Source organism: Deltaproteobacteria bacterium, from assembly GCA_026388545.1.
Taxonomy (GTDB): Bacteria; Desulfobacterota; Syntrophia; order Syntrophales; family UBA2185; genus JAPLJS01.
Window position 1 is genome coordinate 53,241 of the sequence record JAPLJS010000104.1, and the last position, 6,594, is coordinate 59,834.

The following is a 6,594-nucleotide window of genomic DNA, read 5'->3' on the forward strand; positions in this document are numbered from 1 at the left end:
AGATGCGGACAACTTCCTGTAGTCTTGTTTTTGGCAATTTTTTCAAAATGCAACATTTAAATGGTAATACTCATTGGGACGCCGTTATCATAAAGTACTGCACTGCTATTTCCGGATTAACCTTATACACCACCTACCGGGAGCCTTTCTTCTTGACATGCAAGAACAGTTTTTCCTATACTTGAAATATTACAGCGCATGTTCCTGTCACAATTCAGTTGGAAAATATTTTTTGTTTCCCTTCTCGTTTTATTTCTTCCTTCTCGCTTATTTTAAAAGCATTTGCCTATTCTGGAGGTTTCCATGACTCGGTAACAGAACCAGTTTCTCATGAAATGAGCGGCGGTTCATTAACATTTCGAAAGGAGTGACATGATATTATGCAAAACTTCGTATTCGAAAATCCGACCCGGATTATTTTCGGCCAGGGAATGATTGCCCGTATAGGCAGTGAAGTCAATCGATGCGGAAAGAAGGTACTTCTGGTCTATGGCCGGGGCAGTATCAAAAGAAATGGGATATATGATCAGGTGATCTCCTCTCTCAATGAGGCAAACCTTTCCATCGTGGAATTTCCCGGCGCCAGATCGAATCCTGTTCTCTCCCATGTTCTCAAGGGGATCGAACTTGCCCGGCGCGAAAATGTTGACGTCATACTTGCCGTAGGAGGGGGCAGCGTGATCGATACGGCAAAGACGATCGCTGTGGGTGTAAAGGCGGATCCCGGTGAAGATCTCTGGGAGTTTTTCACCTTTAAGAAAAAGATACGAGGCGCTATTCCCATTTTGACCGTTGTTACCGTGTCCGCCAGCGCCTCGGAGATGAATCCCACGGCTGTCATTACAAAGGAGGAAGGCGCACAGAAACTCACCATCGTCTCTCCCTTTATACAGCCCAAGTCGTCTGTCCTTGATCCCACCGTTCTGTATTCGCTTACCCCTGATTATAGTGCCTACAGCGCCGTAGACATCATTACGCACATGTTGGAAGGCTATTTTAACAACAGGGAACCGGAGAGCCCGCTCCAGGACAGACTGGTTGAAGGGATAATGAAAACCGTTATGGAAAGCACAGAAATAGTTCTTAATGATCCTCAAAATTATAACGCCAGAGCCAACATGATGTGGTCGGCAACACTCGCATTCAACGGATTGACAACGGCAGGCATGGGTCTTGTCAGCTTTCCCGCTCATATGATGGGACACTCACTGAGTGCATTTTACGATATTGCACACGGCGCAGGCCTGAGCATAACACTGCCAGGCTGGATGATCTATGCCATGCCCAAAAACCCATCGAAATTTGCCCGATTGGGAAGAGAGCTTTTTCATATCAAAGAAAAGGACGACCTGAAAGCGGCGGCGGAAGGGATCAATCATTTGAAACGCTGGTTCTCATCAATCGGCAGTCCCGTATCGCTGAAAGAGGCCAATGTATCGGAAGCCGAGATCGGCAGAATTGCGGAAAACGCGTCTGCAACAGCCTTGGTGTGGGGAATGAAAGCGTACACGAGAGAGGTCATTGCGGAAATACTGAGCCTTTGCAAATGATGATGTAAGGCAAACGCGCAAGGTTTCGAAGAAGGAATTGTTCCAGGGTAGAAGGAGGGAATTTTTTATGAAGAGGTACGGAGATTTTATCACATCCGAGGAGGAACTGGCCTTTTTGACGACCATCCGCAATTATGTCGAAAAGGAAGTAATGCCGGTCCGCATGCAATTGGATGATGACTATGCCGTGTTTGATAAGGCCTATGCCGGCCTGGTCAAGCTCGGCATCCAGAAACGGGGTTTCTCGCCGGAATACGGTGGCCTGGGAATTCGTTCGGGGCCTACGGTCTGCGCCATTTCTGAAGAGATATCGAGAGGAGACAGCGGCCTTTCCCTGCACACCCTGATTATCCCATGGTGTCTGGCGGCTGCGATGGGCGCCCGCAACAAGTTCCTGATGGAAAAATTCATTCCCATGTTCTGTGAAGACACGCCGCGTTGCGGCTGTATGGCCATTACCGAGCCGGCGGGAGGCTGCAATATTGAAGATGTAGGCGAACGCGCGCGTACTATTCGAACCACGGCCAAGCTTGAGGGAAATGAATGGGTCATCAATGGTCAAAAGATGTGGCCCAGCGGCGCGAGCATTGCAGATGTCTATTGCGTTGTCTGTACCACCGATCCCGGCCTGAAGGAAGAAGGGGTGGCTCTCATCTATGTCCCGAAGGATACTGCCGGACTTTCCTTCGGCAAACCGGAAGAAAAGATGGGGATGAAGGTAACGGATGTGAATACCGCCATCTACTTCGATAACGTAAGGGTGCCGAAGGAATATCGAGCCGGAGGGCCCGGTGTTGACTGGCAACTATTCAGGGCCAACGTCGGCTGGGGTCGGCTCACGAGCGCTCCCATCTCGCTTGGAAACGCGCAAGCCGTTTTAGAGGCCGTCATAGAGTTCAGCAAAACGAGGGCTTACGGGGGGAAACCCGTCCGGAATCATTCCCTGCAAGCGGCCATGATCGCCGACATGGCCATCGGCATAGAATCGGCCCGCGCCTTTTACCTCACTGTCGCGGCGATGTTCAATAACCGGAAGAGATTTGGAAACCCGGGAGAGGAATACCTCATAGCGCGTGCGAGTGCAGCCAAGGTGCATGCCTGCGACGTCACGGAGATGGTATGTAATAGAGGGATGGAGCTCATGGGCTCCTACGGCTATGCCCGGGAGTACCACGTGGAGAAATACCTGAGGGACAGCAAGATTATCCAGATATGGCTTGGTGGAGGGCAGCTGGCGAGACTTGACGTGGCCCAGAGCTACTATCCTTACATGAGCAGTGGTAAGTAATATAGTAATAAGGAGGGAAAGAAAATGGCACTGAAAACCCCTGAACAATATGAGGAGAGTCTTCGGAAACTCAATCTTAAAGTATATTTGATGGGCGAGTTGGTAAAAACCCCTGTAGATCATCCCATCATCCGGCCGTCGATGAATTCGGTGAAGATGACTTACGCCCTTGCTCAGGACCCTCAACATGAAGATTTGATGACGGCGACATCGCACCTGACGGGACAAAAGATCAACCGGTTCTGCCACATCCACCAGAATACCGACGATTTGATCAAGAAGGTGAAGATGCAGCGGCTGATGGGGCAAAAGACGGGAGCCTGTTTTCAGCGCTGCGTCGGAATGGACGCCATCAATGCCATGGACAGCGTCACCTTCGAAATGGATAAGAAATTTGGCACCGGATATCGAGACCGATTTATCAAGTTTTTGCTCATGATGCAGGAAGAAGACCTGACGGTGGATGGCGCGATGACCGATCCAAAAGGGGACCGGAGTCTCTCACCCGGCAGGCAGGCCGATCCGGACCTTTATACACGCGTGGTGGAAAAGAGAAAGGACGGCATCGTCGTCCGGGGTGCGAAGGCCCACCAGACCGGGGCCGTAAATTCCCACTGGATTCTTGTCATGCCGACGATCACGATGACGGAAGAGGACAGCGACTATGCTCTTTCCTTTGTGGCGCCCGCCGACGCCGCGGGAATCTTCTATATTTACGGACGCCAGTCATGCGACACCCGAAAACTTGAGGGAGGCGAGATCGATGTAGGCAATCCGCAATTTGGCGGTCATGAGGCGCTGATGGTTTTTGATAATCTGTTCGTTCCCTGGGAGAACGTCTTTATGTGTGGCGAGTATGAATTCACCGGCGCTCTTATAGAGCGTTTTGCCGGTTACCACCGCCAGAGCTATGGCGGCTGCAAAGTCGGTGTCGGAGATGTGCTGATCGGCGCGGCGGCTCTGGCTGCCGATTACAACGGCGTTTCCAGGGCATCCCATGTCCGGGACAAGCTGATCGAAATGATTCACCTCAACGAAACATTATATGCCTGCGGTATTGCCTGTTCGTCGCAAGGTCATAAGACCGCATCCGGAAACTATCTCATTGATTTGCTTCTGGCCAACGTATGCAAGCAGAACGTGACTCGCTTTCCGTATGAAATTGCGAGACTGGCAGAGGACATAGCGGGAGGACTCATGGTCACAATGGCATCGGAAAAGGATTTGCGCCACCCTGAGATCGGCAAGGTCGTGGAGAAATATTTGAAAGGAGTGGCGTCTGTGCCGACGGAGCATCGCTGCCGCGTTCTGCGCCTGATTGAAAACATCACACTGGGAACAGCGGCCGTCGGATACCGGACGGAATCCATGCACGGCGCCGGATCGCCGCAGGCGCAGAGGATTATGATTTCACGCCAGGGCAACCTGGAATACAAGAAGGCTCTTGCAAAGGACATTCTCGGAATCAAAGATTAACACTTCCTCTTAAATGGCTTTGATAGGCATCAAATACTGCGGGGGATGTAACCCCCAGATCAATCGTTCCGGATTGATTCAGGAGATTGAAAAGCTGCTTCCGCCGGACTGCAGACTCGTGACGGACCACACAACGAATCGATGGGAAACGGCGATTCTTGTTTGCGGATGTCCAATTGCTTGTGCGGATCGGCCTGCCGTGACGAGCATGGCGCGGCAATGGATTCGCGTGGGGGGAGCGACGGTTGATTTCGAGTCGGTACCGAGGGACAGGATGGCGGATGTTATCGTGAGAAGAATACAGGCGTTGAAGCTGGAGAAGAAAGGAAGGACTCACGTCGCTTAAAGTTTAAGGGGGCAGAATTGAAAGGAAATAAATTAGAGAAGTAGTGTCTGCCACCTTTTAGCATTAGTATAAACAATAATCATTGATTCTCAATGATGCAGCCATGTGTAGATAAATAGGTGTTCTCTATAATTGAAGTTGGCATTAATTTGAGACCATTTGTTCAACAGAATATCGACCCGAATATCTAATCTAAGTTATCAAGCTATAAAGAGGGGGCTGGTAATCTATCCAGCCCCCTTTACCTGTCAGTTCCTATTCTAACCTGAACGATTCTATAGCGGTTTGTGCTAAGGAATCATATTTTTCATTCTCAGCATTTCCTGCGTGACCCCTTACCCAAACCCATTCTACCTCATGGCGCTCCGTCAATTTTACAACCTTTTCCAACGTTCATCATTGCCGAGGTTTATCTGGCGTTTGCGGTGCTGGCGGCGCAAGCTGCCTTCCCATTTCCTCTCTCTGTTTCTCTTCCTGATATTTCACCAGTTTATCTTTACCCATCTCTTCCGGGGATAGCCATTCACATTTCCCTGTATAATGGTTACAGGCAAACCCCGAAAGACTACCACTCGCATGAAAAAATTGGTATCTGTTCACCATTCCATAAACCAAGATAGCTACGGCGAACAACGCAAGAACAGCTACTTTAAAAACTTTGTCTAAATTCATAAAACCCCTTTCTCAGATGTCAAAATGATTTACGGTAAATTTTTCAGATGCCCCTTTATCACTTTTCGGATGTCGTTCCAAATCTTATTTCAATATTTATCCACGTTAAAACCTGTCACCCTTTATTGAACCCTTAATGCTTCTGCGGCAGTTCGTACAAAAGCATCACGCCTTTCGTTCTCGCAGTGACCAGCGTGACTCCTTATCCAAACCCATCCTAACGACAATCAGCGATGATCATTCTCTAATTGGTACAGCTTTATTCCCGAAGTTCCAATCAAGATAAACATCCACCCCTTTTGAGGTCTTAGATTGGGTTGTTCAAGGAAAGGGGCTGTTTGTGAGGCAGTGGATTTGAGTGTCTCCATACTTGTAAAAACGATCTGCTTCTTCCTGAAATCTTGTTTTTTCTATATTTGTCATTGATCCACACTTTCAATCTATAATCATCGGCTTCATACACATAAGATGCCCGAATCAAGATCGCGTAATCATAGCCTCATGATAATTGCCACGCTATTACTGGTAAATACCATATAATTTTTTTGTATTGCAAAATCGAAAATTAAGTTCTAACTAATCACAATTTTAGATTATCAAAAGGTACAAATGAAAGGAGGGCACTATGTTTAAGTTGAAATGGTTAGTTGTTTTGGTTTTGTTTCTCTTTTTAGTACCACCGAGTTTCGCTGATGATCACGCGAAGATTATTGGTGTTTGGAAACTGGTTTCATACGATACGTAGTGGCAAGCAACGGGCAAACGAGAATCCGACATGGGAAAGAATCCGGCGGGCTACGTCATCTACACATCCGAGGGGCGAATGATGGTGATCATTACAGCGGAGGGGCGGAAGGCACCGAATACCGATCAGGATCGTGCCGAGTTGATGAAGACCGTTTTCGCTTACGCGGCTACGTATCGCATTGAAGGAGATAAGTTGATCAACAAGGTCGATGTTTCCTGGAACCCTGCTTTGGTCGGCACCGAACAGACACGTTTTTTAAAGATGGATGGCGACCGTCTTCAGGTTCTCACGGCATGGCACGTTAAAGCTAACTGGCCCGAAAAAGGGATGGGACGGGTGATAATGACGTTTGAACGAGTGAAATAGAGATTGGCGACAATAACAGAAGGCAATCTAACAAGGTGCTCAAGAGGGACGCGGTAAAAAGCCCGCCGCGTCCCTTAGCTTTAACGTTACTCTTTCTTTCAAACCGTAATTCATAACGATAGGGCTTTTCAAAATCATTTAGTAGTAG

Annotated in this window: 6 protein-coding genes; 5 read left to right on the plus strand and 1 reads right to left on the minus strand. The window is 48.6% G+C overall.

Going from position 1 to position 6,594, the window contains the following annotated elements:
- Nucleotides 1-380: 380 nt before the first annotated feature.
- From NTW12_12140 to NTW12_12155, 4 genes are all read left to right on the plus strand, one after another.
- Entirely contained in the window at nt 381-1,550 is a 1,170-nt protein-coding gene (locus NTW12_12140; GenBank protein MCX5847084.1) for an iron-containing alcohol dehydrogenase, read from the plus strand.
- A 67-nt stretch (nt 1,551-1,617) separates the two neighbouring features.
- Nucleotides 1,618-2,838 (plus strand): acyl-CoA dehydrogenase family protein, encoded by a 1,221-nt coding sequence (locus tag NTW12_12145; protein ID MCX5847085.1) that lies wholly within the window; start codon nt 1,618-1,620, stop codon nt 2,836-2,838.
- Between the two features lie 24 nt (nt 2,839-2,862).
- Nucleotides 2,863-4,314, plus strand: coding sequence for a 4-hydroxyphenylacetate 3-hydroxylase family protein (locus NTW12_12150; protein ID MCX5847086.1), 1,452 nt, complete (start codon nt 2,863-2,865; stop codon nt 4,312-4,314).
- A gap of 13 nt (nt 4,315-4,327) precedes the next feature.
- A complete protein-coding gene (locus tag NTW12_12155) occupies nt 4,328-4,660 on the plus strand; it encodes a hypothetical protein (GenBank protein ID MCX5847087.1) in 333 nt (110 codons plus the stop codon).
- Between the two features lie 396 nt (nt 4,661-5,056).
- On the opposite strand, the gene NTW12_12160 is transcribed toward NTW12_12155, so the two are convergent.
- On the minus strand, nt 5,057-5,332 hold the full coding sequence (locus tag NTW12_12160) for a hypothetical protein (GenBank protein MCX5847088.1): 276 nt from the start codon (nt 5,330-5,332) through the stop codon (nt 5,057-5,059).
- 775 nt (nt 5,333-6,107) lie between these two features.
- On the opposite strand from NTW12_12160, the gene NTW12_12165 reads away from it, so the two are divergent.
- Nucleotides 6,108-6,446 (plus strand): lipocalin-like domain-containing protein, encoded by a 339-nt coding sequence (locus tag NTW12_12165; GenBank protein ID MCX5847089.1) that lies wholly within the window; start codon nt 6,108-6,110, stop codon nt 6,444-6,446.
- Nucleotides 6,447-6,594 lie beyond the last annotated feature (148 nt).

Excerpts from the sequence above, each read along its gene's own strand:
- NTW12_12140 (MCX5847084.1), top strand. The coding sequence starts at position 381 with ATGCAAAACTTCGTATTCGAAAATCCGACCCGGATTATTTTCGGCCAG.
- NTW12_12145 (MCX5847085.1), top strand. The coding sequence starts at position 1,618 with ATGAAGAGGTACGGAGATTTTATCACATCCGAGGAGGAACTGGCCTTT.
- NTW12_12150 (MCX5847086.1), top strand. The coding sequence starts at position 2,863 with ATGGCACTGAAAACCCCTGAACAATATGAGGAGAGTCTTCGGAAACTC.
- NTW12_12155 (MCX5847087.1), top strand. The coding sequence starts at position 4,328 with ATGGCTTTGATAGGCATCAAATACTGCGGGGGATGTAACCCCCAGATC.
- NTW12_12160 (MCX5847088.1), bottom strand. The coding sequence starts at position 5,332 with ATGAATTTAGACAAAGTTTTTAAAGTAGCTGTTCTTGCGTTGTTCGCC.
- NTW12_12165 (MCX5847089.1), top strand. The coding sequence starts at position 6,108 with ATGGGAAAGAATCCGGCGGGCTACGTCATCTACACATCCGAGGGGCGA.